The sequence below is a fragment of the Bradyrhizobium niftali genome, from assembly GCF_004571025.1.
GTDB classification, from domain to species: Bacteria; Pseudomonadota; Alphaproteobacteria; order Rhizobiales; family Xanthobacteraceae; genus Bradyrhizobium; species Bradyrhizobium niftali.
Window position 1 is genome coordinate 22211 of the sequence record NZ_SPQT01000038.1, and the last position, 21895, is coordinate 44105.

The window sequence follows — 21895 nt, forward strand, 5'->3', positions numbered from 1 at the left end:
GGACGACATGGGAGTGTGAGGCTGCCTACGCCGCCACCTCTTCGCCGAGATACGAAACCGCCGCTTCCAGCCCGCCCTTGCCGTGCGGGATCTTCAGCGCATTCAACCCGATCTCGATCACCCCCAACGTGCCGAGCAGCATCGGCGCGTTGACATGGCCCATATGGGCGATGCGGAAGGCTTGTCCGGAGAGATCGCCGATGCCGGTGCCGAGCACGACGCCGCACTTCTCCTTGCAATAGCGTTGCAGCACTGCGGGATCGTGGCCGTTGCTCATGGTCACCGTGGTCACGGTGTTGGAGCGCTCGTTGGCTTCGGCGACGTTGAAGCCGAGCACCTGGCCTTCCGACCAGGCCGAGACCGCACGCCGCGCGGCTTCGCCGAGCAGGCTGTGGCGGCGGAAGGCGTTCTCAAGCCCTTCCTCGTGCAGCAGGTCGATCGCCTTGCGCAGCGCGAACAACAGATGCACCGGCGCGGTGCCGGCATATTTGCGGTAGTTCTCGGTGCCCTCGCGCTCGCTCCAGCTCCAATAGGGCGTGCTCATGTTGGCCTTCTTGTGCACTTCGAGCGCGCGCGCGTTGGCGGCGACGAAGCCGAGGCCGGGCGGCGTCATCAGGCCCTTCTGCGAGCCGGACATCGTGACGTCGACGCCCCATTTGTCCATCTCGTACGGCATGCAGCCGAGCGATGCCACGGTGTCGACCATGTAAAGCGCCGGATGGCCGCTCGCCTTGATCGCCTTGCCGATCGCCTCGATGTCGTTCTGCACGCCCGAGGCGGTGTCGACTTGGACGACGACGACGGCCTTGATGGTGTGCTCCTTGTCGCGGCGCAGGCGCTCCTCGACCTCGTGCGGCCGCACCGCGCGGCGCCAGTCGCCCTTGAGCACCTCGACCTCGGCACCCATCAGCGCTGCCGCGTTGCCCCAGCCGATTGCGAAACGTCCGCTCTCCAGCACCAGCACCTTGTCGCCACGCGACAGCACGTTGCTCAGCGCTGCTTCCCAGGCGCCGTGCCCGTTGGCGATGTAGATGTAGGACTTGCCCTTGGTCGCAAACAGCTTCGAGATGTCACCGAGCAGGCTCTCGGTCAGATCGAGCATCTCTTTGGAGTAGATGTCGATCGCCGGACGATGCATCGCCCGCAGCACCTCGTCGGGCATGTTGGTGGGCCCGGGGATGGCCAGAAACTCCCGGCCCGCGCGAACGGTCATTGCTGTTGGTCCTTGTTGCTTGAGAACAGGCTGGTGGGTCGCTGAATCATACTTTTACGCGCTGCTGCGATGCAAGAAAAGCACGCAAAATGCAGGGCTGGGTTATCTTTTGGTCTCCCGACAACCGGCGGCTTCCGCCTCCTCGACCGAGCAGAACCAGCGGGTGCCCTTGCTGATCTTCATCTTGATCTGGGTGTACCAGCGGCTGGTCGGCTGGTGATAGATGCACTCGCCGGCGGTGTTGACGTTGCCCTTGATGGTGCAGTCGGGCGAGGGCGCGACCGGCCCCGAGGCCGAGGCAAGCAGCACCGCATGCGCGCCCTCGGGCGGCTTGGTGGCGCCCAATATCGTTGTCTTCTTGTTGCGCACGCGCCAGTCCCAGGGCGCAATGAAGGCGCCCTGCCACATGCCGGCCTTGGCCTCGCGCGCGGCCGCCTCGTCGGGTTCGTAATCGTGAGAGACGCGGGTGTAGGCCAGTGCCCAGCCGCTGCGCACCAGCCATTTCTGGATGTCCTCGCCGCCGACCTCGCAGCGCGCCACGGTGCGGCCGCGCCGGTCGATCGCCCGCGTATGGCAGACCCAGTTTTTGCCCTCGGTGTATTTGGCGAGCTCGTCGCGCGCCGCGATTCCGCAGGTCCAGCGCTCGGTATTGGTGTTGAGGCAGAGTTGGTCGGACGACGGCGCGTCGATGCCGCCGAGCCGGATCCTCGTGTTGCCGATCACGACGGAATCGCCGTCGCGGACCTTCGCCGTGCCGGTAATGTCGGCGGCCTGCGCCAGCGACGGCAAGGCGAGCAGTGACAGCGCAATCAGGAATTTTCGCAACATGCCGGTCCGCGTGTTCAGGAAAATCGCGATAGACCCCGCAATTGTGGTCGGCTTTTGGCCGCCCGGCCAGCGCCTGCCCAACGATTGAGCTTTCAACTTCCCGTCATTGAGTGACGGGCCTCGTAGGGTGGGTTAGCCCCGCGCTGCGCGAAGCGCAGGCGCTCGGCGTAACCCACCTCTTTGGTCTCTACGGCGACAGAAGTGGTGGGTTACGCTTCGCTAACCCACCCTACGAAGCCTACCCCCGCCCCGCCATCGCCCGCTTCGCCACCGCCAGCCCCATCAGCACGAACGCCGACGTCACCTCAGGGCCACCGACCAGGATCCGCGTCGGCGTCTTCATCTTGTTCCATTCATAGGCGCGGAACGGGCCGCGGCGGCCGCCTTCGCCGAGGCTCGCGACGATGACGTTCAGCGCCGGCGCGAAGGCGCGCGGGTCGGCGCCGAGATGGCCGAGCGCGATCAGCGCCAGCGCCGCGTCGAACACATTCATCTCCGCGGCCATCAGCTCGCCCTTGACGTAGGAGAGCACGCGGTGGCGGATGAAATCGAAGTCGCCGTCCGGATCGATCGCCGCCTGCGCCGCCAGCGGCAGCGCCAGGAAGGCGGCATAGCAGCGGCCGAAATAGGCGCTGTAGAGTTCCGGCAGGTAATAGATGTGCGAGCGCGGATTGGCGAAGGCGCCGCTTGATGCCAGCCGCTTCTGGAAGCCGATGATGCGATGCACGGTCGCCAGCCGCGCCGGCGTCTCCAGGATCTTCCAGCGCGCCAGGTTGCGGAAGCTGACCTCGAGAATGTCGAGATTGAGCGTCGGATCGAGATCGTTGCCGTAGGGACGCTCTCCCTTGAGATTGTCGATCCAGGTCGCAACCCCGCCCTCGTAGTCGATGTTGTCGTTGAGCGGCACGGTCACGCGCGGCTCGTTGACGCCGGCGAGCACCTGGTAACCGCTGTAGAAATCCAGCAGCGGCTGGTCGATGATCGGATCGGTGCAGCCGGCCTGCGTCGCCGCTGAGATCGAGCAGGCCGTGGTGTCGCAATCCGGCACGTAGACACCGAAGCCGAGATCCTGCTTGATCTGGGCGAAGAAGCGCGAAAAGCGCGGATGCGGCGCAGGCGCGAGCGCGGTGATGACGTTGAAGCGCGCGCCGTCGGTGCCCTCGACCTCCTCGCGGCTGATGTTGACGCAGAAATCGACCATGTCGGCGATCGCGCGCTCTGCCGCCGTCTTGTCGGCCGGCGAAGCGAGCCCGGTCTCGATGAAGCTCAGCAGCGCCTCGATGAAGAAGGCATCGTAATAGGCCGAGCGGTGGCGGATCTGCACCGGCTCCCACATCGGCTCGGCGATGCCGGTCCAGGGCGGATTGACCACGGCGCGCGCGGGCGAGCGCGCGATGAAGACGCGGGCGAGGTTGAAGAGCAGCGAGGAGTTCTTGTAGCCGCGCGCATTCAACCCCGTGAGCGCCATGGTCAACTCGCGTCCGCGGACATCAGGGTCGCCGATCAGGTTGAAGGCGGCATAGGTCGGCAGGAAACCGTTCTTGCCGTACGAGCCGAGCAGATGCTGCGCGCAGTCGCGGATCACGCCGTCGATCTGCGCTTGTTGCGGCGCCGAACCGGTGAATATCGCCGGCGGCGGTTTTGGATGATCAAGCGCGATGCTGTCGACGAGATCGGCGACAGGCTGGCCGATCGCCGCCCAGTCCGGCTCGGCTTCGTCGCGCGCCCGCGCCAGCGCCGTGCGAAGCCGGGTCAGCTTCGCCTCGTCGCGCAAGTCGGGCAGCCCGGCGCGGCGGAGCAGTATCCGCAATGCGGGATTGCCGAGCGCGGTCTTGTAGAATTTGGCCAGATGCGGATCGCCGCTGGTTGCATCCGCCAGCACGGGATCGCAGACGTCGTAAAGCGAGGGGCCGTCCTTCCGCGCCGTCAGCGCCCGGCAGGCGGCGCCGGCAAAATAATGAAAGTTCATGAAATACCTGGTCGCGGGGCCCCTGGTCGGGGGCCGGCCGGTGCGGTTCCCATCCGCGCACCACCCCCTGCAAGTCTTTGAAAAAGCTACCCGGATTCGCAGGAAATACAAATGTGATAGCGGTCACGGAAAAAAACGGCACGAGGGCTGCATGATCAGACCCCGGAATGGCTACGGGAACGCAAAACCAGGAGAAATCCAGGCCATGTAATTAACTAACATCTTCAGCGACTTAGCTCAAATTTTGGGCAATCTATTGCCGGGCACACTATATCCCGTTAAAGGTTTGTTTGGTGCGGCGCCGCAAATTGCGCGCAATTCGGGGGCACTCCCCCGGCCAATCCCTCAAACCTAAAGACGCTATCGCGCTACTCAACCTGTGTGCGCGCGCTTGGCTGGTCTTTGGCACTGACAGGAATGAAGCGAGATGAATGTAAGGCAGCTCGACATTTCCCGACGCACGATTGCGGTGGTCGCAGCCCTTATCGGCACGGTCTCGCTCGTGATCGGCGCCCATGCTGCCCTCAACATGCGCGCGCTCGATGCCGCCAAGGCTGTTACGACCGACCAGGTCACCGGCTCGATCGGCCAGACCTCCCGGCTCGCGCTCGTCATCGGCAATGGACATTATCCCGACGCCAGCGCGCCGCTGACGCAGTCGATCAACGACGCCCGCGCGCTGTCCTCGACCCTGCGCAAGAACGGCTTTGACGTCGACATGGTGGAAGACGCGACCAAGGACGACATGGTCCGCGCCGTCAACCGCCTGAAGTCCCGGATCAAGCGCGACACCGTCGTCATGCTGTTCTTCGGCGGCTTCGGCGTGCAGGCCGGCCGCCAGAGCTACATGCTGCCGGTCGACGCCGTGATCTGGAAGGAAAGCGACGTCCGCCGCCAGGGCGTCTCCATCGACGGCGTGCTCGACATGATGAAGGAGCAGGGCGCCAAGGCCAAGCTCGTCGTCGTCGATGCCTCCCGCCGCAATCCCTACGAGCGCCGTTTCCGTTCCTACAGCCACGGCCTCGCGCCGATCGGCACGCCCGACAATGCGCTGATCCTCTCCTCCGCTTCGCCCGGCAAGGTCGTCGACGACGGCAAGGGCGAGCACAGCGTGCTGGTCAGCGAGCTGCTCGGCAATCTCGCTGCGCAGGGCAGCGCCGAAAGCGCCTTCAACAAGACCCGGGTCGCCATCTCCCGCGCCTCCGAAGGCGACCAGGTCCCGACCGTCTCCTCCTCGCTGCTCGAAGACGTCCATTTCGGCGAAGCCGGCGGCTAGTTTTTCGCGGCGACCGTAGGGTGGATTAGCGAAGCATAATCCACCACTTCTCTCTCAGCGCGGAAAGCAAAGAGGTGGATTACGCCTTCGGCTAATCCACCCTACGATATGCGCGTGTAACGCACATCTACCCACACATCGTCATTGCGAGCGCAGCGAAGCAATCCAGAATCCTTCCGCGGAAAGATTCTGGATTGCTTCGTCGCACCAGCGCAAAATTGCTTCGCAATTTTGTCGCTTCGCTCCTCGCAATGACGGTTGAGGCGAGACCTACTTCGCCGCTTCCGCGGCCATCACCGGGCGCACCGGATCGCCTTCGCGCAGGAGTGCGCCGGCGCGGGCGACGACGACATCGCCTTCGTTGAGGCCGTCGCGGACCTCGATATTGCCGCCCGACATCAGACCGATCTCGACGCGTTTGGTCTCGACGCGGTTGCGGCGGATCACCTGCACCACGGTGCCGGCGGACGAATATTGCACGGAGGTCAGCGGCACCGCGACGTTGCAGCTCTGCCCGGTCTTGATCAGCGCGCGCCCGCTCGCGTTCAGCAGCAGCCGCTTCTGCGAGGAGATGCCGATATAGACCATGCCCTGCTGGATGTTCGGCTCGATGGTCGGCCCGATGCGGCGCACCTTGCCGTCGATGTCGCCGGCGCCGGCGATCCGCACGGTCGCCTGCTGACCGACTGCGAGCTTGCGCACGTCGGTCGTCGCCACGAGGCCGACGAGATCGTATTCGCTGCGCGCCACGATCGTGAACAGCGCCTCGCCCTTGGCCGAGGCGAGGTTGCCGATCTGCGCGGTCGAGGTGGCGATCACGCCCGCCACTGGCGCGGTGACCTGAAGCGTGCCGCCCTCGGGCAGCGCGAGGCGCGCCAGCACCTGGCCGGCGGTGGTGGTCTCGCCGGCCTCCGCCAGCACTTCCGTCACCTTCAGGCCGGGACGCTCGGGCCGCACGGACGTTTCCTCGCGCGCGATGATCGTGCCGGTGGCCTCGACGATGTCGGAGAAGCAGGATTTTGCGACTTTCAGCACCGTGACGGCCGGCCCCTTGGGCGCGTCGTCATCGGCGGCTCCGGCCGGATATTGGCCGAAGACGAGCACTCCGGCGATGGCTGCGGGAAACAGGCTTCGAACAACGGCACGGGGCAAAGGGCGCATCGGAAATTCCACGGGGGCTATGCCTCCAATCGATAGCAGATGGCAGCGGCCCGGACTACGGCAGCGTTGTCCCAAAGCGGGATGCCGCGCCGCCCGGGCTGCCGCGGCAAGTCTTTGATTAGTCGCGGGATTGGGGAACAGGTTCGCCCGCCGCCGGGCCGGGCGCCGCGGCCGCACGGCTTGTGGTGCGAGATCGGATGCAACGGTCCGTCTGCGGGCGGCCGGTCAGCTTCGGCGATCTCCGAGCAGCTTGCCGGAGGAACGGTCGATCAGATGCAGCCGCGTACAGGCCGGGCAGTGCACGGAAACGTGCGTGCGATCGGCCGGCTCGTCGCCAAGCCGATGCTGCACGTTCATGCCGGTCTGGGGGCACTTGAAGACAATATGACGGTCCATCCCCGTCATATGATGCCAAGGCCCGGACTTTGAAATTACGGATGATTACTTAGGTCGGCCGCGGTCCCCTCACGGCAGGCTCAGGAACTCCACCCAGTTCGGCTTCTTGCCGGTGGGGTAGGATTTCAGCTTGCTGAGTGCGCCGCTGCTCTGGTCGATGGCATAGACCGTCATGCCGTCGGACAGCTCGCCGACCGCGGCGAGGTAGTGGCTGGACGGATCGATATTGAAGCCGCGTGGCTGCTTCTCGGTCGGCACGCTGCCGACCGTGGTCAGCTTGCCGCTGGTCGGATCGACCTTGTAGGCGGTGAGCGTATTGGACGTGCGCTCGGAGGCGTAGAGGAAGCGCCCGTCCGGGGTGATGTGGATGTCGGCGGCCCAGGGTTTCCCATTAAATCCCTCCGGCAGTGCGGTGGTGCGCTGGATCTCGTTCCATGCGCCGCTCTTGGCCTCATAGGTGAACGCCGCGACATCGCCGTTCAGCTCGTGGATGAGATAGACGAACTTGCCGCCCGGGTGGAACACGAAGTGCCGCGGCCCTGATTTTTCCGGCACCTTGTAGGCTGGCGGATCGCTCGGCGTCAGCGTGCCCGCCGTGGCGTCGAGCGCGAAGCTCAGCACCTGGTCGGAGCCGAGATTGGTCGCGAACACGAAGCGGTTGTCGGGCGAGGGCAGGAAGGCGTGCGCGTTCAGCCCGGTCGGGATCACCTGTTTCGGCTCGCCCACGACGCCGTTCGCGGAAAGCGGATTCAGCGCGACCTTGTTGCCGCCGTAGGAGGCGCTGAACAGGACCTTGCCGCCGCGGTCGGTTGCGATGTACGCCATGCTGTCGGCGAGCGGACCGTTGCCGATAGGGCTGAGCTGGCCCGTCTTGGGGTCGATCGCAAAACTCACCGCCTGGAATGGCTGCGAGCGGATTCCGGCAATCAGCACGCGGTGGTCGGGTGTGATCGCGAGCGGCGTCGAGGAGCCCGGCTTCTCGACGCTCGTGAAGGCGGCGGTCTGCACCGGTGTCATCTCGCCGCTTTCGGACAGCTTGAACACGCTGATGTCGTTGCTGTCGGCATTGCCGACATAGGCGAAGGTCTCGGCCATGCCGGCGCGAACTCCTGAAATGAGGGCAAGGAAGGCGAGGGTGGTGGCGATCGCAGCGCGGGGCGTTATGGATGCGATGCAGCCTGTCGGTCTCGGCATGGGCGTTCTCCTCGGGGCCGGTGCGGCCTTGTCGTTTTGTCGCAGAGGATAGCGGCAGGCGCCTCGCCGCACCAAATTCCAAATGAGATCGATCGATGCCGAAATTGTATCGGTTGCGCTGCGCCGAAGGCGGCTACCGCACCGCGGCCGTCAGGTTGCGGAAGTGCAGATTCGGGCCGGCCGGATGGTCGGGCGGTCCGAGCACGGTCCACACGACGACCGCGAGCAATGCCGAGGTCAGGATGGTCCAGGCGATGAGTCGTTTGCGCATCGGGCCAAATCCGTCCGTCGAAAGTTGGGGGCGCGCGGCCATCGTGCACTGCAAACGGCGACCACTCTATGAACTCGTTCACAGCCCAAGGGGATGAAAGGGCCCGCGGGATGAAGATGTCGTGGCAAAGCGCCACACCGGTTAAACCGATCGCAAGGTCTCTCCGACAAACTTGAACGGCGCTGCGTTTCGTCTGCTCAATCTCAGGCCGCAGGCCCGGCCACCTGATCGCTAGGAACGGCAGCCCCCCTCCCGCCGTTACCCCTGATCTCGCGGGCGGAGGACGCCAAAACGGAGGCTGGCACGTGTTTTGGATTTATTGGGACACCGCCTGGTCGCTGATCATCAGCGGCATCATGTTCACCACCATCGTCACGCATCCCGACGCCGAGTTCGTCGAGATCCGGGCGGCACGGCAGGCGAAATGAGCTTTCACTCCGCCTGAGCCCCTCATCTCCGTAGTTCAACGGAGCCTGACGTGCGCGCGCCGTGGGCACCGGCGGGTTTGGTGAACCAAATCTTAGGGCTGGGCCGGTATTTTTCTGCATCTTTTTCGGAGATGCGGCGCTCACCATGGCATTGTTCGGCAATCCCTCCATCCGTTCGGTTCTCGGCGCCATCATCGGCGTCCTTGGCCTGTTTCTGATCGGGCAGCTCGCAACCGGACTTTTTGCGGCGATCGAGCGCAACGGCGCCGCGCAGAAGGTCGAACGTTTCGCCAGCACCGACCAGCAGCTGTTTGCGACTCTGCTCGGCTTCCGCCTCGAGCGCGGCACCTTCCTGTCGGCACTTGTCGCGGACGCGCCGGCCAATGCCAATGCCGACAACCGCATCGCCACCAACCGGCAGTTGTCGGAAGCCGCCTACAAAAGCGTGCTCGAGCGTCTCGATGGCGTGGCGGATTCCCGCCTTGCCGGTGCCATGAGCAAGCTCGTCGCGGTCCATGACGCGCTCATGCCGCTGCGGCCCAAGGCGGAAACGGCTATCCACCAGGCGAAGGCGGAGCGTGACGCAAAGGTCGGCGACGAATTCCGCAAAGCTGCGCAGGACTATCTCGATGCCATTCTGGCGCTGACGGCCGAGCTCGAGAACGCGCTCAAGCTCACGGATCCCGTGGTCGATCATCTCCTGGGCGTAAAGCAGTCGGCCTGGGCCGCACGCAATTTCGGCGGCCTCGTCGCCATCCGTCTGGAAGCCGCAGCCGCGAGCGGCAAGCCCTGGAGCGCCGCCGACATGGTCGGCGCCGCCGAGGATACCGGCCGCGCCAAGCAGGCCTGGAGCCAGGTGCTGAATGTCGCCGGCCGCCCCGACGCTCCCGCAAGGCTCACTGACGTGATCGCGCGCTCGAAGCAGGGCGATGCCGCCGCCATGACCGAGCGCCAGCAGGGCTTCATCAAGGCGCTCAGCAACAACCAGACCATCGACATCAAGATCGAGGACCTGTCGAAGCTCAACACGGCCATGCTCGGCTACAGCGTCGAGGCCGGCCAGGTCGCGCTCGCGGAAATGGTCGCCCGCGCCGAGCAGCAGATGACATCGGCGAAATGGAGCCTGGCGCTCAATGGCGGGATGATGCTGGTCGCGCTCGCCATCACGGTGTTCGGCTTCATCCTCGTCAATCGCCGCGTCAGCGCGCCGATCCGCAAGCTGACGCAGGCGATGCGCTCCCTTGCCGAGCGCGACTATGCGATCGAGCTCGCCGGCATCGAGCGCGGCGACGAGATCGGGGAAATGTCGCGCGCGGTGTCCGTGTTCCGGGAGAACATGATTACCGGCGATCGCCTCGCCGAGGAACAGGCCGCCGAGCAGGCAAAGAAGGAACGGCGGCAGCTCGCCGTCGAACGACTGATCGAACAGTTCGAGAAGACCGTGACGGAATCGCTGCACACGCTGGCCTCGGCCTCCGGCGAGCTGAACGCCACCGCGCAGTCGATGTCGTCAACCGCCGAGCAGGGCTCGTCCAAGGCGGCCTCGGTCGCGAGCCTCTCGGGCGATGCCTCCTCCAATGTGCAGACGGTTGCCGCCGCCACCGAGCAGCTCTCGGCCTCGATCAGCGAGATCAGCCGTCAGGTCGCCGAATCCTCCAGCATTGCCGGTGCCGCTTCGGCCGAAGCCGACCGCACCAATGCCGAGGTGCAGGCGCTGGCCGATGCCGCGCAGCGCATCGGCGACGTCGTCGCGCTGATCACCGGCATTGCCGAGCAGACCAATCTGCTCGCGCTCAATGCCACTATCGAGGCCGCACGCGCCGGCGACGCCGGCCGCGGCTTTGCGGTGGTCGCCTCCGAAGTGAAGAACCTCGCTACGCAGACCGCAAAGGCGACCGAGGAGATCACCGGCCAGGTCGCCGCGATCCAGGGCGCAACCCAGTCCTCGGTGACCGCGATCCGATCGATCGGCTCCACCATCCAGCGGGTCAACGAGATTGCGGCCGCAATCGCGGCGGCCGTCGAGCAGCAGGGCGCCGCGACCCGCGAGATTGCGCGGAACGTGCAGCAGGCTTCGCAAGGCACCAACGAGGTCTCGCGCCACATCTCCGGCGTCTCGCAAGCCGCCGGCCAGACCGGCGCCGCCGCAGGCGAGGTGCTGGATTCCGCCAAGATGCTGGCGCGCCTGTCGGACGATCTCAAGCGCGACGTCGACGGCTTCGTCGGCGATCTCAGGGCGGCGTAGATCTGTAGGGTGGGTTAGCCTGCGGCTGCGCAGCGCAGTCCGCTGGCGTAACCCACCACTGTTCCTCTCCGCAGCGGCAGAAGAGGTGGGTTACGCCCCGCTGACTGCGCTTCGCGCAACCGCGGTGCTAACCCACCCTACGAAGCTTGACGAAATCACGGCACCATCGTCGCAGCGATCTTCTCCGCCGACATCAGGACCGGAAAGTTGGTGTTGGCGCATGGCACCACCGGGAAGATCGAGGCGTCGACGACCCGCAGGCCCTGGATGCCCCTGACGCGGCCCTGGTTGTCGACCACCGCCATCGGATCGTCGGCCCGGCCCATGCGGCATGAGCACGAGGCGTGCTACACGCCGATGGTCGCCTTGCGCACGAAGGCTTCCAGCGCCTCGTCGTCGTTCATCACGTCATCGAAGCTGAAGCCTTCGACCACGAAATTGTCGATCATGTAGTGGCGCAGCGCCGCCGGCCCGTCCATCAGGGCCGCGGCGATCGTGGTCAGAATCCTGTTGGTGTTGTTGACCACGCCGATCTTGCGGACGCGGTCGGTATAGGCGGCCGGGAACGGCTTGTCCGTCACCTTCCTCACAGCTTCGCTCATTTGCACCGCCGCCATCTTGCGGAAGCCGCTCATCAGGCGATCGAGGTCGCGCCGGTCGGACAGCAGGTTGAACTCGACGATCGGCTCTGTCGCGGGATGATGGGACTTGAAGGCGTCGGCCAGCGCTCTTCGCGGAGAGCCGGTGGGCCAGCACGGACCCCGCCGAGCCGCCGCCCACGATAATGTAGTCGTACACGATTGGCGTTTCCTCTTGTTCTTGTGCCAAGAGGGTAGCGTGGTTTTATTGGCAGGTCACGTCGAAGCCCCGGAGATCGCGTCGTGGCGACATCCGGGGTTCGTTGCTGTTTCCGTTAGGACGACTTTGTCGCAGCCGCCGCGATCCGCGTCGCGAAGTCGCGATAGGAGTGCAAGGGACGGCCCAGGATCCTGGTCAGACGCGCGACGTCACCGTCCCCGGGGATCATGCCGTCGCTGACAAAGCGCTCGGCCATCAGGCGCATTTCATAGGCCATCCATTTCGGCATGAAGGTCGCCAGATTCTGCTCGAAGCCGGTGGGATCGTCGCCGCCATAGGCGACCGGACGGCCCAGCACCTCCGACCAGATTTTGGCCACATCCGAACCGGTCAGCGTATCGGGGCCGACCAGATTGATCGTTTCGACCGGCAGCTTGCCCTGAGCTTGCTCATGGCGGATCAACTCGATCGCTGCGACCTCCCCAATATCGCGGGCATCGACCATGGCGACTCCCTTGCTGCCGATCGGCATCGGGTAGACACCGTGGTTGACGATGACATCCGTGATCGTGAGATCATTGTCGATGAAGTAGGACGGACGCAGGATCGTGGCGCCAAAACCCATCTGCTCGAGCATCCGCTCGGCGCCGAACTTCACCGCGAAGTGCGGCACGTTGACGAAGCGATCGGCGTGGATCACCGAGAGATAGACGACCCGATCGACGCCCGCCTCGCGGGCGATGTTCAGCGTGATGATCGCCTGGGTGAATTCGTCGCCCGTCACCGCATTGAGCAGGAACAGCGTGCTGACGCCGCTGAACGCGGCGCGCAGCGAAGAGATATCGAGCAGGTCGCCTTTCACGACCTCCACACCAGCCGGGAATTCGGCCTTCGCGGGATCGCGGGACAGCACGCGCACACCGGCGCCGCGCTTGACGAGTTGCTGGATCACGTGGCGGCCGACACGGCCGGTGGCGCCGGTAACGAGGATAGTCATGGGGATCACTCCTGTTGGGGTTGAGAAGACACCCGCAAATTAGTGATCCACATTCGAGCCGATAGACGCTATATTTAGACACGTTGTCTCGCTGATGGAACGCATGGACCTGCTTGCCCTCGCCGACTTCAACCTGGTCGCCCGGCACGGAGGGTTTGGCCGGGCCGCCCGCGCGACCGGCCGCCCGAAAGCGACGTTGTCCCGCCGGGTCTCGGAGCTGGAGAGCAGCCTCGATCTGCGTCTGTTCGAGCGCGGAGCACGCGCCCTGAAGCTCACCGAGGAAGGGCGTGCGCTCTACGAGCGAACCGGGATGTTGCTGGCCGAACTCGACGAGACCGCCGCCGCAATCGCTTCCGGCGGAGACAAGCCGCGCGGCAGGCTGCGGATCAGCGCGCCGCTCCTTTTCTCGCAGACCGCGATGGGAAAACTCGCCGCATTGTTCGCGCTGAAACATCCGCAGGTCCGACTCGAGGTCACGACGGACGATCGCGCCGTCGACATGATCGAGGAGGGCTATGACCTGGTGATCCGCGTCAATCCTGATCCGGACGAAAGTCTTGTCGGGCGAATCTTTCTGCGGGATCGGCTGGTGGTCGTGGCGAGCCCCAACCTGAGTCGTCCCTCGGGCGATCTCGCGGTACCGGTCGTGGTGCGCGGCGTGAGCGACCTGACCCCCATTTGGGATGTGATGGCGCCGGGCGGAAGTTCGCGTATCGCGATTGATCCGGTGCTTCGCCTGTCGTCGCTCATAATGGTTCGCGATGCGGTCCGAGCGGGTGTCGGCGCCGCGCGGCTTCCCGTGTCGCTTGTGAGTCACGACCTGGCGGCCGGCAAGCTTGTACACTGGGGTGATGTCGATGGACCCGAGATCACTCTCTGGGCGCTCTATCCATCGCGACGACTGCTAAGCGCGCGCGTATCGGCGTTCCTCGACTGTCTCAAGGAAGCGTTCCCTTCGGGCGCACCCGAGGAGCTCGCAGCCTTCCTCGACTGAGCAAAAAAGCGTCGTTTACGCTGGCGGCCGTTGTTGTGCGGAAAGACCGCTTCCTATTGCAGCACTTTCGGCATCACGATGACGACGTCGACCTGCTTGTCCAGCACCTGCGATGCGACCGCGGCGATGTAGGGCGAGTAGCTGTCTTCGATGTCGGATGCGACCTCCGCGTTCCCGGCGAAGGCGTAGAGCATCGTCCCCTCGATATTGTCGAAGCGGATGCCCGCGAAGACGCGATCGAACGTCTCGGCGCCGACGATGCCTGCCATGAGCGCCTGGATAGCCTGGTCCTGGACGAGTGTGAGCTTCATCATGCCGATGAGATATGGACCATCTTCCCGGATACAAGATGCGCAGCAACGATGCCGGTCTGTTCTCATTGCCCGGTCGGCCTCACGGCGCTGTCGTGCCGCCGTTTCAGCCCGCGGGCCTGGCAGCGGTCTGGGGCAGCGGTGGCTTGCGCTCGGGAAGCTTCTTTTTCGGGGGCGCGGGCAGCAAGCCTTCCCTGATCGCCTGCTTGCGAGCGAGCTTGCGGGCGCGGCGAATGGCCTCGGCTTTTTCGCGCGTCTTTCGCTCCGACGGCTTCTCGTAGGAACGCCGCTGCTTCATTTCCCGAAACACGCCCTCGCGCTGCATCTTCTTCTTCAGGACACGAAGCGCCTGGTCGACATTGTTGTCGCGAACGAGTACCTGCAATTGTGTCTCCTTGTCGGGCTGCGAAATGCGGCAGTCCTGCACGCAGCCTATTGCGCAGGAGCTTCGTTGCGATCGTGAGGATGACGGTGACGGCGATCTTCGCGCCGGCTTCGAACACGCGAGCTGCTTGTCGCCGCGATACAGTTCGGGGGCGACGTGAACACTCCCGGGCCGCCATGTCAATCGATAAGGCTTCCCTGCGCGTCAATTCGCCATCTGAAGCCGTTCCGGGCTGGCAACGGCGGGGGCTGATACGGGGCGGGGGGCCGGTATGCCCTAAGCCGCCGCCGCCTGCGCCGACAGCAATTGCTTCAGCTTTGCGGCCGGGACGGCCGGGCTGAACAGCCAGCCCTGCATCTGGCTGCATCCGAGCTGCCGCAGCACCTCGCGCTGCGCCTCGGTCTCGACGCCTTCGGCCGTCGTCGCCATCCGGCGCGCGGCGGCCATGTGCACCACGGCCTGCACGATCGGAGAAGAGTCCTCGGGCTCGCCGATGTCGCTGATGAAGCTGCGGTCGATCTTGATCTTGTCGAAGGGGAAGCGGTGCAGATAGCTCAGCGACGAATAGCCGGTGCCGAAATCGTCGAGCGCGATGCGCACGCCGAGCTCGCGCAGCTGCTGGAGAATCGTCAGCGCCTCCTCGTCGTCGCGAATGAGCACGGTTTCGGTGACCTCGAGCTCGAGCCGCCCGGGCGCCAGGCCTGACTCGGCAAGCGCGGCGGCGACCTTGAGCGCCAGCGTCTTGGAACGGAACTGCACCGGCGAGACGTTGACGGCGATGTGGATATCGCCGGGCCAGGAGGCCGCCTCGGTGCAGGCCTGCTTGAGCACCCATTCGCCGATCTCGCCGATCAATCCGGTGTCTTCCGCGACCGGGATGAAGTCGGCGGGCGAGACCATGCCGCGCTCCGGATGGTGCCAGCGCAGCAGCGCCTCGCAGCCGGTGACGACGTTGGCCGCAAGATCGACCAGCGGCTGATAGTGCACCTCGAACTCGCCGCGCGTCAGCGCCTGCCGCAGATCGAGCTCCAGCTGCCGGCGCAGCCGCGCCTTGGCGTCGTATTCGGGCGTGAAGACGCGGAAGGTGCGGCGTCCCTCGGATTTGGCGGCATACATCGCCAGATCGGCGCGCTTGAGCAGATCGTCGAGATTGTCGCCGTGGTCGGGCGCGATCGCGATGCCGATGCTGGCATCGGTCGGAACCTCCTGGCCCTTGCAGTTCACGGGCGCACGCAATGCGTTGAGGATCGTTTCCGCCAGCGCCGTCAGCTCGGCCTGGTCGCTGGTCCCGGCCTTGACGATGGCGAATTCGTCGCCGCCCAGCCGCGCGACGAGGTCGTTCCCGCTGACGCAGGCGCGCAGGCGGTTCGCGACCTGGCGCAGCAGTTCGTCGCCGACCTCGTGTCCGAGCGAATCGTTGACGCCCTTGAACTCGTCGACGTCGATATAGAGGATCGCGAACGGTTTGCCCTGGCTGAGCTCCGCCACGCGGCGTTCCAGATGGCCGCGCATCAGGACGCGGTTGGGCAGGTCGGTCAGCGCGTCGTAATGCGCCATATGCGCGATGCGTTCGTCGGCGCGGATGCGCTCGGTGACGTCGTCATGGGTCGCGAGCCAGCCGCCGGCGGCACCGGGCTGGTTCTTGACCTCGATCAGGCGGCCGTCCGCGGTCTGGACGATGGCGCTCTGGGTTCGCCCGGCATTGCTTAGAATGTCGTCGCAGTAGGACGCGACGTCACCATGGAACGATCCGGTGTCATGGCGATGCTGGATCACGTCGCGGAAATAGGCGCCGGGCTTCACCACGTCGGCCGACAGTCCGTACATCTCGATGTAGCGCCGGTTGCAGACGATCAGCCGCTCGTCCTGGTCGAACATCAGAAGACCCTGCGTCATCGTGTTCATCGCGGTGTCGAGCTGCTGCTTCTCCGCGGCGAGCCTGCGCGTCATCTGGCGGAAGATCAGGAACAGCGTGAGCACGAGCAGGCCGATCGACAGCACGGCGATGGTGACAAAGAATTTTGTCTGCGTGTGCCAGGTCGCCAGCGTCGCATCCAGCGATTTGGTTGCGACCACGACCAGGGGCACGCCCGTCAGGAGGCGCGCAGCGACGATGCGGTCCTTGCCGTCGATCGGGCTGGCGAGCTGCGTCGTGACGAAGGTGCGCTCGAACACCGCCATCTGCTCGCGCGTGCCGTTGCGAAAATTCTGTCCGATCATCGCGTCGACGTGCGGAACGCGCGCGAGCAGCTGGCCGTTCTGGTGGTGCATCGCGATCGAGGATTCCTCGCCGAGCCCGGCCGAGGCGAAGAAGGATTCAAGCTGCTCCGGCGAAATGGCCCGCGACACCAGGCCGAGGAATTCGCCGTGGGGACCGGAGACGCGCCGCGCGAACACGATCGCAGATCCATTGCCGAACCGGCCGGGCACGACTTCGATCTCTTCCTGCGAGGCCGGATCGTTCTTGAGGCGATTGAAATAGCCGCGGTCGGCGACCGAAATATCGGCGACCGGCCAGCGCCGCGACGAGTTGATAAGCACGCCCCTGGAATCGAACAAATTGGCGCCGGCGACGTCGGACCAGCCGCTCGCCTTTGCGCGCAGCACCTCGTGCATGGCCAGCGTACCCATCTCGCTGCGGAAGATATCGGCGGATGCGATGCCATGGCTCTCGAGCTCGGCGATGACGCTCTTCTGGAGCACCGCGAAATCCTCGAACTCGCGGTCGAAATGCCGGGCGAGCATGCGCACGGAGTTTTCCAGGCTGTCGCGGCCGCTCTCGATCGCATTTTGCCGGAAACGATCGACGGTGAGCGCGGTGCCGATGGCCATCGCGACCATCAGCACGAAGCCGCCGGCGATCAGCCACGTCAGCGGCGCTCCCTGCCAACGGCGGAGCAACGCGCGCATGCGCGTGGTCCATCGGATTGATGTGCCCATCCAGCCCTCCCGTGGGATGCAAGATGCAGCAAAACCGACAAGAGCCCGTTACCAGTAAGGGTTAGGGAAACATGAATCGGAACGGAATCAGGAGGTTGGTTCCCTCGATCGCCGAGCGCTCCGTAGGCTGGGTTTACGCTGACGCGATTCCGGTGGATCACCGGCGGATTTCCCACTTCAAGGCGTCCGCATTGGCCTTGGCGAACATCGCCGGCACGTCGAACTTTCCGGTCTCGAGATCATAGCGGCAGCGCCAGCCGCCCAGTCCCTTCATGGCGACGTTCTTGGGATGGTTGTCATATTCGCCCGACAGCGAGATCACGAGGTAGCGATTGTTGGGCCAGTCCATGCCGAGCGAGCGATAGGCCTCTTCCGTACCCTCCATGAGATTGGCCGAGATGTGGAAGTCGAGCTTGGCGAACCTCTTCGTCTCCGGCCGGCCGTAGAAATAGGCCCAGGCGAGATTGCTGAGCGGCTTCTTCGTCGCGCTCGCGAAGGCGCCCTTCTCGACATGGTAGAGATAGAGGTCCTGCTCGCCCGAGCCGGTCTTCTGCATCCGCACCAGCCATTGCGAGTCGCTGGTGAAGCGGAAGCCGGCCCCGAAGCCCTGCTCGGGCTTCAGCTCCGTCATCTGCTCGCCGCGGCGAACCCAGGCCTGCCATTTGACGTCCCAATCCCCGCCGTCCTTCATGTACTGCTCGATCTTGGTGGCGCCATCGGGCGAGGTGAAGGCGAGGCCGGCATTGTTGGTGAGGATGTAGTCCGGCGGCGGGCCGGATGCGGCGAGCGCGGGCGAGGCGACGAGTGTCAGGGCAAGTGCCAGCCATCGGGCCGGGCGGGAAAATGCGTTCACGGAAAAAATCCTCAAAAAATATGCCGCGATGCGGCCTCGATCATTTGACGCCGACGGGGCCGCGCCGGTTCATGTGCGCTAATCCCTTCGAACGTCTTGCTGCCGCAGCCAAATCGGCGCAATTTGCCGGCCTCGGTTGATTTGCGACCCAAGGGTTCATTGTCTGATGATCACCGCTTCCAAGGCCTTCATTGCGTTCTGCCTGCTCGCGGTGGGCGGCACCGTGCTGGTGATCGGTCCCACCGAGCTGCGCCGCCTGTTGCCGGGCGGGGCGAACACCGAGATCGCCGTCGCGGCCAAGCCTGAGGTCAAGCCTGAGGCCAAGGTCGAAGCCAAGGCTGCAACCAAGACGGAACCTAAAGCCGACACCAAGGCAGGGACGAAGCCCGAAGAACCGAAGCTCGCCGCCGGCGCGCCGCCCGTGTCCCCTGCGCCGAAGCCGGCTGGTCCATTGGACGAGACGCAAAAGCAGGTCACGGCGCTGGCCGATCTCGCGCCGGTCAAGCCGCCGGCGGCCGCGACCGACGCCGGTCCTCGCTTCGACGTCGCCCGCGTCGACGACCATGGCGAGGCGGCGGTGATCGCGGGCCGGGCTACGCCGGGCGCAAAGGTCGAGCTGCTGCGCGACGGCCAGCCGCTTCATTCGGTCGTGGCCGATGCGTCGGGCCAGTTTGTCATGACGCCGCCGCAGCTCCCGGCCGGCAGCTACGAGCTGACACTGCGCGCCAAGGCGCCGGATGGCACCGTCACGCAATCCGGCCGCACCATGCCGGTGACGATCGCCGAGGCGGCGCTTCCGCCGGCGCGTGTTGCACCGCCCACGACCAGGCAGGAAACGAAGCGGGCCGAGACGCCGGACGAGAAATCGGATGTCGTGGCATCCTTGCCGTCGGCATCGGACAGGCCTGCGGCGCGGCCCAGGGTGTTGGGGGCACCGAAACCAAGGGGCATGGCGCGAGCGACGACGGTCGCGTCGGCTTCGCCGGGCGACGCCCTCAGCGGCACACCGGCAGAGGCGGGCGGCAGCCGGGTGATCTCCCGCGGCGACAGCCTGTGGGCGCTCAGCCGGCTTGCCTACGGCGACGGCGCCCGCTACGCGGTGATCTTCAAGGCCAACCGCGACAAGATCCACAACCCGAACCTGATCTATCCCGGCCAGACCTTTGTGCTGCCGCAAAAGGCGGAGTGAGCGCGGCACTTCGCCGACGCGATTGCATCTCCTGCAGCCATGATTGCGATCCTCCCTCTCCCCGTCCTTACAAGGGGGTGAGGGGCTGTCTCCGCGACGGCATGGACAGTCAGGATTCTCACCGCCGCGACGCTTTGACCCTCACACTCGCGGAACCTTTGGTTCCCCCGTGCGTCATGTGATGTGAGGTGGTTCGCTTGGCGCTGGAGGAGGGCCAAGGTGGTCAGGTCGGCGGTCATGTCGGGATCACGGATGCGCCTCGCGCTGGCGGGCGCCGGCCTTGTCATTCTGGCCGTGCTGCCGCCGAACAAGGCCGAAGCGCAGTTCGGATTGCGCGGCGGGCCGCTCGGCGTCGCGCGGTTCGCCGTCGGCCACGTCATCGGCATGTCGCGCCTGCGCCATGCCCGCATGGCGGTGCGGGGCGGCCGATACCGCTCCGCCGCGTTGCGCTCCCAGGATCCCCGTGGTGCCGAGAGCCGGCAACCGCCCAATCCCGCCATTCTGCGTGCGGCGCTCACGGCGCAAGCGGCGCTGTCGGGCTGGCATGGCGGCCGCCGCCCGCAGGGCTGGTGGCGGCACCCCGACGGCAGCTATGGCTGGGCCGGTCCGGTGTTCTGGCCGTTCGCACATGACGATCTCGCCAATGCCGTCATCCTCGGACATACGACCAGCATCTCGCTCTATGGCTACGGCGACATCTACGCGGCGATCTTCTCGCCCTATGCGGCCAAGGAGCTTGCCGCCTACACCGCGCCGCAAGGCAGGCTCGCGCGCAGGATTCCGTCGGCGCAGAACATCTGCGATGTCAGCGATCCCGCCGGCTTCCCTACGGATCGCATCACTGCCGCCGTGCAGCCGAACGAGTTGCAGCGCACCGCGCTCGACGAGCTCGTCACCGCCTGGACCGTGGCCCGCGACAGCATTCGCGCGACCTGCCCGGCACAGCTGCCGGTGAGCGCCTTGGAGCGCCTCGGCCTGATGCGCGAGCGCCTCGAGGCCATGATCAAGGCAACGGACGCGATCGCACCGCCGCTCGCCAAATTTGTCGATCTGCTCGACGCGAACCAGAAGACCCGGCTCGATGCGCTGGCCAATGAGGCTCGCGCTGCGCTTGCGTCAAGCCAGCACAAGGATACGCAGGCAGCAAGCGCCTGCGCTTCGGACAGCGATCCTCGCTATGATACCCAGCTGCAGCGCCAGTACGAGCAGCTCGTGCAGCAGCAATGGCCGGTCGCCGACATCGCGTCCACGCTGCGCCTCGACGACATCGGCCGCGCCCGGCTCGACGTGCTCCAGGACACCACGCTGCGCACCATGGAGACGCTGAGCGCCTGCCCGACCAAGCCCGCCGCGACACCGCAAGGCCGCCTCACGGCCGTGAAGGCGCGACTGGAGACGATGCTGCAAGCGGTGAAGGGCGTTGCCGACGCGCTCGACGATTTCGAGGCGGACCTGAGCGACGAGCAGAAGGCCGGCTTCGAGGCGATCGGGCCGAAGCGCGGGGCGTGATCACCCGCACGCCCAGTCGAACTTCATATCCTTGAAGTCGAGCTGCGCGTTGCCGGTGCCGAAATTGTAGCCGCCGAAATATTCCTCGAACTCGATGTAGAACGGGCTCATCTCCGGCACCGCCTGGCAGGGCCGCATGGTGCCGCCGAGATGGTTGTGAGCGTGGTCCTTGCCCCAATCGTGCAAGCGGTAATTCTCGGTGCTCGGGACGCCGCCGACAAAGTAGTAGTAGGACTGATAATCGCTCGGCGGGTTGCGCGGGAAGTGCGGGTCCTGCGGGGCCTTGCCGGCGTTGGGATCGGTCGCGCGCGGCATCAAGGCGATCGCGAGGTTCTCCGCCAGATCGGCTCGCGGAGGGCCGGCGAACATCTTCTGCGCGAAGGGCGGGGCGGACTCGAAGAACGCGCTGGCGCCGCCGACATCGAGCCAGCGCGGCCGCTCCGCCGTCGCAAGCGCAAGCGGTGCCGGCGGCGTCGCGAACGCGCCCTCGTATTCGGCTGCGGTCAACAGCAGCGCGGCATATTCGTAATCGAGGATGTCGGTCATGCGCGAGAGCCGCGGATGCGCCGGCCGCGCCAGCACGGCATCGCGGATTTCGGGATCGTCAACCGCGCCGCCGTCATTGTGATCGGGCGGCGTCGCAAAGAACGACACCGCGACGATGTCCGCGCCATGCACGCGATAGTCCTCCGGGAGCAGAAGCGTGAAGCCGTGCATCAGCGGAAAACCGGTGACGGGATCGAGCGGCCATTGCTCGCTGCTGATGCCCGGCGGCAGTCCATAGACCCAGCCGTGGTCGCGCGCGCGATCGGCGGGACGGTCCAGCATCTGCAAATCATAAGCACGCGAAGGCACGGCAAACGTCACGATCGTCTCCATCCGAAGCCTGCCTCGCTGTCGAGGCGAAGGTTAGTCGCGGGGAGGGGGGATGTGGTTCG

At 65.6% G+C, this 21895-nt stretch carries 19 protein-coding genes and 1 pseudogene; 6 read left to right on the forward strand and 14 right to left on the reverse strand.

Going from position 1 to position 21895, the window contains the following annotated elements; all coding sequences use genetic code 11:
• Positions 1-25 precede the first annotated feature (25 nt).
• From E4K65_RS40965 to E4K65_RS40975, 3 genes are all read right to left on the reverse strand, one after another.
• Positions 26-1213 carry a pyridoxal-phosphate-dependent aminotransferase family protein gene (locus E4K65_RS40965; RefSeq protein WP_135178932.1) on the reverse strand — a complete coding sequence of 396 codons (1188 nt, stop codon included), beginning with the start codon at positions 1211-1213 and terminating at the stop codon, positions 26-28.
• Between the two features lie 102 nt (positions 1214-1315).
• On the reverse strand, positions 1316-2041 hold the full coding sequence (locus E4K65_RS40970; protein ID WP_135178933.1) for a thermonuclease family protein: 726 nt from the start codon (positions 2039-2041) through the stop codon (positions 1316-1318).
• 238 nt (positions 2042-2279) lie between these two features.
• Complete coding sequence (locus E4K65_RS40975; protein WP_135178934.1) at positions 2280-4010, reverse strand: hypothetical protein; 1731 nt, start codon at positions 4008-4010, stop codon at positions 2280-2282.
• A 427-nt stretch (positions 4011-4437) separates the two neighbouring features.
• Between E4K65_RS40975 and E4K65_RS40980 the strand changes: the two genes are divergently transcribed.
• A complete protein-coding gene (locus tag E4K65_RS40980) occupies positions 4438-5286 on the forward strand; it encodes a caspase family protein (protein WP_135178935.1) in 849 nt (282 codons plus the stop codon).
• Positions 5287-5556: 270 nt separating this feature from the next.
• Here the strand turns inward: E4K65_RS40980 and E4K65_RS40985 are convergent, their stop codons facing one another.
• From E4K65_RS40985 to E4K65_RS48290, 4 genes are all read right to left on the reverse strand, one after another.
• Positions 5557-6447, reverse strand: a complete 891-nt coding sequence (locus tag E4K65_RS40985) for an efflux RND transporter periplasmic adaptor subunit (protein ID WP_027546776.1) — start codon at positions 6445-6447, stop codon at positions 5557-5559.
• Between the two features lie 225 nt (positions 6448-6672).
• Entirely contained in the window at positions 6673-6843 is a 171-nt protein-coding gene (locus E4K65_RS47910; RefSeq protein ID WP_167771561.1) for a hypothetical protein, read from the reverse strand.
• Positions 6844-6912: 69 nt separating this feature from the next.
• On the reverse strand, positions 6913-8037 hold the full coding sequence (locus tag E4K65_RS40990; protein ID WP_167771562.1) for a lactonase family protein: 1125 nt from the start codon (positions 8035-8037) through the stop codon (positions 6913-6915).
• Between the two features lie 133 nt (positions 8038-8170).
• A complete protein-coding gene (locus E4K65_RS48290; RefSeq protein ID WP_209312137.1) occupies positions 8171-8308 on the reverse strand; it encodes a hypothetical protein in 138 nt (45 codons plus the stop codon).
• 305 nt (positions 8309-8613) lie between these two features.
• Between E4K65_RS48290 and E4K65_RS49630 the strand changes: the two genes are divergently transcribed.
• Together E4K65_RS49630 and E4K65_RS41000 are read left to right on the forward strand one after the other, a co-directional pair.
• Positions 8614-8736, forward strand: a complete 123-nt coding sequence (locus tag E4K65_RS49630; RefSeq protein WP_256374887.1) for a hypothetical protein — start codon at positions 8614-8616, stop codon at positions 8734-8736.
• Positions 8737-8881: 145 nt separating this feature from the next.
• Positions 8882-10981, forward strand: a complete 2100-nt coding sequence (locus E4K65_RS41000) for a methyl-accepting chemotaxis protein (protein WP_135178937.1) — start codon at positions 8882-8884, stop codon at positions 10979-10981.
• 155 nt (positions 10982-11136) lie between these two features.
• Here the strand turns inward: E4K65_RS41000 and E4K65_RS41005 are convergent.
• Positions 11137-11688 (reverse strand): annotated as a pseudogene (locus E4K65_RS41005) (GMC family oxidoreductase); the annotation flags it as partial.
• Positions 11689-11894: 206 nt separating this feature from the next.
• A complete protein-coding gene (locus E4K65_RS41010) occupies positions 11895-12776 on the reverse strand; it encodes an SDR family oxidoreductase (RefSeq protein ID WP_135178938.1) in 882 nt (293 codons plus the stop codon).
• A 103-nt stretch (positions 12777-12879) separates the two neighbouring features.
• Here E4K65_RS41010 and E4K65_RS41015 point away from each other — a divergent pair, with 103 nt between their 5' ends.
• Entirely contained in the window at positions 12880-13770 is an 891-nt protein-coding gene (locus E4K65_RS41015) for a LysR family transcriptional regulator (RefSeq protein WP_135178939.1), read from the forward strand.
• A gap of 53 nt (positions 13771-13823) precedes the next feature.
• Here the strand turns inward: E4K65_RS41015 and E4K65_RS41020 are convergent, their stop codons facing one another.
• The 4 genes from E4K65_RS41020 to E4K65_RS41035 form a co-directional block, all read right to left on the reverse strand.
• Positions 13824-14084 carry a hypothetical protein gene (locus E4K65_RS41020; RefSeq protein ID WP_038967442.1) on the reverse strand — a complete coding sequence of 87 codons (261 nt, stop codon included), beginning with the start codon at positions 14082-14084 and terminating at the stop codon, positions 13824-13826.
• 103 nt (positions 14085-14187) lie between these two features.
• Positions 14188-14466, reverse strand: a complete 279-nt coding sequence (rpsU, locus tag E4K65_RS41025; RefSeq protein ID WP_135178941.1) for a 30S ribosomal protein S21 — start codon at positions 14464-14466, stop codon at positions 14188-14190.
• Positions 14467-14742: 276 nt separating this feature from the next.
• The gene (locus tag E4K65_RS41030; RefSeq protein ID WP_135178942.1) at positions 14743-17406 is read right to left on the reverse strand and encodes a bifunctional diguanylate cyclase/phosphodiesterase; all 2664 of its coding nucleotides are present in this window, start codon (positions 17404-17406) and stop codon (positions 14743-14745) included.
• A 157-nt stretch (positions 17407-17563) separates the two neighbouring features.
• Positions 17564-18259 carry a hypothetical protein gene (locus E4K65_RS41035; RefSeq protein WP_135178943.1) on the reverse strand — a complete coding sequence of 232 codons (696 nt, stop codon included), beginning with the start codon at positions 18257-18259 and terminating at the stop codon, positions 17564-17566.
• A gap of 166 nt (positions 18260-18425) precedes the next feature.
• Here E4K65_RS41035 and E4K65_RS41040 point away from each other — a divergent pair, with 166 nt between their 5' ends.
• On the forward strand, positions 18426-19448 hold the full coding sequence (locus E4K65_RS41040; protein WP_135178944.1) for a LysM peptidoglycan-binding domain-containing protein: 1023 nt from the start codon (positions 18426-18428) through the stop codon (positions 19446-19448).
• A 237-nt stretch (positions 19449-19685) separates the two neighbouring features.
• Entirely contained in the window at positions 19686-20957 is a 1272-nt protein-coding gene (locus E4K65_RS41045) for a Spy/CpxP family protein refolding chaperone (protein ID WP_135178970.1), read from the forward strand.
• On the opposite strand, the gene E4K65_RS41050 is transcribed toward E4K65_RS41045, so the two are convergent.
• Complete coding sequence (locus tag E4K65_RS41050) at positions 20958-21824, reverse strand: hypothetical protein (RefSeq protein WP_135178945.1); 867 nt, start codon at positions 21822-21824, stop codon at positions 20958-20960.
• Between the last annotated feature and the right edge of the window lie 71 nt (positions 21825-21895).

Excerpts from the sequence above, each read along its gene's own strand:
- E4K65_RS40965 (WP_135178932.1), bottom strand. The coding sequence starts at position 1,213 with ATGACCGTTCGCGCGGGCCGGGAGTTTCTGGCCATCCCCGGGCCCACC.
- E4K65_RS40970 (WP_135178933.1), bottom strand. The coding sequence starts at position 2,041 with ATGTTGCGAAAATTCCTGATTGCGCTGTCACTGCTCGCCTTGCCGTCG.
- E4K65_RS40975 (WP_135178934.1), bottom strand. The coding sequence starts at position 4,010 with ATGAACTTTCATTATTTTGCCGGCGCCGCCTGCCGGGCGCTGACGGCG.
- E4K65_RS40980 (WP_135178935.1), top strand. The coding sequence starts at position 4,438 with ATGAATGTAAGGCAGCTCGACATTTCCCGACGCACGATTGCGGTGGTC.
- E4K65_RS40985 (WP_027546776.1), bottom strand. The coding sequence starts at position 6,447 with ATGCGCCCTTTGCCCCGTGCCGTTGTTCGAAGCCTGTTTCCCGCAGCC.
- E4K65_RS47910 (WP_167771561.1), bottom strand. The coding sequence starts at position 6,843 with ATGGACCGTCATATTGTCTTCAAGTGCCCCCAGACCGGCATGAACGTG.
- E4K65_RS40990 (WP_167771562.1), bottom strand. The coding sequence starts at position 8,037 with ATGCCGAGACCGACAGGCTGCATCGCATCCATAACGCCCCGCGCTGCG.
- E4K65_RS48290 (WP_209312137.1), bottom strand. The coding sequence starts at position 8,308 with ATGCGCAAACGACTCATCGCCTGGACCATCCTGACCTCGGCATTGCTC.
- E4K65_RS41000 (WP_135178937.1), top strand. The coding sequence starts at position 8,882 with ATGGCATTGTTCGGCAATCCCTCCATCCGTTCGGTTCTCGGCGCCATC.
- E4K65_RS41010 (WP_135178938.1), bottom strand. The coding sequence starts at position 12,776 with ATGACTATCCTCGTTACCGGCGCCACCGGCCGTGTCGGCCGCCACGTG.
- E4K65_RS41015 (WP_135178939.1), top strand. The coding sequence starts at position 12,880 with ATGGACCTGCTTGCCCTCGCCGACTTCAACCTGGTCGCCCGGCACGGA.
- E4K65_RS41020 (WP_038967442.1), bottom strand. The coding sequence starts at position 14,084 with ATGATGAAGCTCACACTCGTCCAGGACCAGGCTATCCAGGCGCTCATG.
- E4K65_RS41030 (WP_135178942.1), bottom strand. The coding sequence starts at position 17,406 with ATGGGCACATCAATCCGATGGACCACGCGCATGCGCGCGTTGCTCCGC.
- E4K65_RS41040 (WP_135178944.1), top strand. The coding sequence starts at position 18,426 with ATGATCACCGCTTCCAAGGCCTTCATTGCGTTCTGCCTGCTCGCGGTG.
- E4K65_RS41045 (WP_135178970.1), top strand. The coding sequence starts at position 19,686 with ATGTCGGGATCACGGATGCGCCTCGCGCTGGCGGGCGCCGGCCTTGTC.